The organism is Streptomyces sp. NPDC104309 (assembly GCF_055584025.1).
This window is the reverse complement of the sequence record NZ_JBVJMV010000131.1, coordinates 1-2,469: the sequence shown is the minus strand read 5'-3', so window position 1 is coordinate 2,469 and position 2,469 is coordinate 1. Positions and strand designations below refer to the sequence as shown.

Annotated in this window: 3 protein-coding genes; all 3 read left to right on the top strand. The window is 66.1% G+C overall.

Annotation, left to right across the window (positions count from 1 at the left end):
* Positions 1 to 150 (top strand): ATP-binding protein (locus ACZ68L_RS46800; RefSeq protein ID WP_469591018.1); only part of this gene is annotated, 150 nt, incomplete at its 5' end.
* Positions 151 to 164: 14 nt separating this feature from the next.
* The gene (locus ACZ68L_RS46795; protein WP_469591017.1) at positions 165 to 1,505 is read left to right on the top strand and encodes a tyrosine-type recombinase/integrase; all 1,341 of its coding nucleotides are present in this window, start codon (positions 165 to 167) and stop codon (positions 1,503 to 1,505) included.
* Between the two features lie 324 nt (positions 1,506 to 1,829).
* Entirely contained in the window at positions 1,830 to 2,408 is a 579-nt protein-coding gene (locus tag ACZ68L_RS46790; protein WP_469591015.1) for a nitroreductase, read from the top strand.
* Positions 2,409 to 2,469: the final 61 nt, after the last annotated feature.

The following is a 2,469-nucleotide window of genomic DNA, read 5'->3' as shown; positions in this document are numbered from 1 at the left end:
GAGTGGGGCCAAGTCTTCGGCGACGAAGTCCTCGCCACCGCGATCCTCGACCGGCTACTCCACCACTGCGACGTGATCGCCATCAACGGCCCCAGTTACCGGCTCAAGAACCGACTCGCCGCCATCGAACGTGACACCGACGCAGCCTGACACCTGAGCAGAGGATGCGCACCAAGGACAAGACCGTTACCGGCCCTGACGGCCGACGCACGAGCACGAAGGTCGAGAGGCTCAACCACCGGGACACGCTCACCCAGGTGCGGGCCTTCTACCTCGATTTCGCCCAGTGGGCATGGGACGATCCCGGCCGCTGGGGCCCGTGGGTGGCACCGAGCCCGGTGAGGGCTGACGAGCTGGAGAACCGCAAAGTACAACGGCGGCGCAAGGCGAGAATGGACGCCCGCACCCGCGAGCGCCTGCCGGTTCTGCCGATCCTCGTCCGCACGGTCGACCAGTGTCGCAAGGACGCTGCCGCGGTACTGGAAGCCGCCCGGCATGCCAGCCCCGGCGAGGTGTTCACCGCTGCCGGTCAGCAACTCGTACGTGCCGTGGTTCCGCACGGAACGGCCGGCAGGATCTGGGCCGAGGACCCGCACACCGGAAAACGCCGCGATCTGGGACTCGAGGACGAGCGAGCCTTCTGGACCTGGGCCGTGGTCGAGGTCCTGCGGGCCACCGGCACCCGCATCAAGGAACTGCTGGAACTCAGCCACCACAGCCTGGTCCAATACCGGCTGCCCACCACCGGCGAACTCGTCCCCCTCCTGCAGATCGTCCCGTCCAAGACGGATACCGAGCGGCTGCTGCTGGTCAGCCCCGAGCTCGCCGACGTCCTCAGCGCGATCATCTGCCGAGCCCGGCAGGTCACCGGCGCCGTTCCCCTGGCCCGCGCCTACGACCGCCGCGAATGTGCGTGGCAGGAGCCGGCCCCGCTGCTGTTCCAACGACGCATCCGCGGTGAGGACTGCGCGTTCACCGATGAAACCGTTCGCACCATGCTCGACGAGGCCCTCACCGACACGGGCCTGACCGACGTCACGGGTGCCCCGCTTCGCTACACACCACACGACTTCCGCCGGCTCTTCATCACCGATGCCATCCTCAACGGGCTGCCGCCGCACATCGCCCAGGTGATCGCTGGCCACCAGGACATCAACGTAACTCTCGGTTACAAGGCCGTCTACCCCGAAGAGGCGATCCAGGCGCACATGGCCTTCCTCGCCCGCCGAAGGTCCCTCCGCCCGAGCGAGGAATACCGTGTCCCCACCGACGAGGAATGGCAGGAGTTCCTCGGCCACTTCGAGCGGCGTAAAGTCTCCATCGGAGCATGCGGCCGCGCGTTCGGCACCCCCTGCATCCACGAACACGCCTGCGTCCGCAGCCCGATGCTCTGCCCGACCCCGCCCAGCGTGACCGGCTCATCGAGATCCGCGACAACATCCTCGCCCGCATCGCCGAGGCCGAACGCGAAGGATGGCTCGGGGAAGTGGAAGGGCTGCAGGTGAGCCTGGCTGGGGCAGAGGACAAACTCGCTCAGCTTCATGCCGAGCAACGTCGGCGTGGCACTGCCATCGACCTAGGGATGCCCACCTTCGCCCAGATCGCGATCCGCACCAGCGACGTCAAAGAGCCCGCTCCATGATTCCTCCGGTCACCGACGAGCCCGTCCACCGTCTCGTGGAGCAAGCGGAGGCCGATCGCATCGACAGGCCGAAGAACAGCGCTGCCGCCAGCCGCAGATCGAAGTGCGATCCCGATCACATGTTGCCTCGTGTGCGTGCTGAAGACGGTAGAGAGGTGGCTGTCGTTGAGTGAGAGGAAGAGCAGACGTGGATGTGTATGAAGCCGTGGACAGTCGCCGGGCTGTGCGGGCGTTCAGCGATGAGCCGGTACCCCAAGTGATACTCGAACGCGTGTTGGCCGCAGCAACGCGGGCTCCGTCGAGTGGAAACCTCCAGCCGTGGCATGTGTATGTCGTGACCGGCGAGCCCCTGGCCGAGCTGAAGAGGCGCGCAACAGCCAGGGCACTGGCGGGAGACCCGGGGGATGAGCGGCAGTATCCGATGTATCCGGCCGAACTGACCTCGCCGTACGTGGACCGCTTCTCCGCTGCGGCTGCTCAGCGGTACAAGGCACTGCGAATCGAGCGCGACGACCCCGACAGGCCCATGAAAATCGCCGCCTTGAACTCGCAGGCGTTCGGGGCCCCGGTCGTGCTGTTCTGCTACCTCGATCAGACGATGGGGCCAGGGCAGTGGGGGGACGCGGGGATGCACCTGCAGACGGTCATGCTGTTACTGAGGGCGGAAGGGCTGCACAGCTGCCCCCAGGTGATGTGGACGATGTATCGCAAGACCGTTAGCCAGATCGTCGGACGGAAGATTTCAAGTCCAGTGAGACGGTCGTGACGCTATGAGGTTTGTGGTGTGGGTTCCCTGCGCTTGGCTGGGTCGTTGATCCATGCGGTCT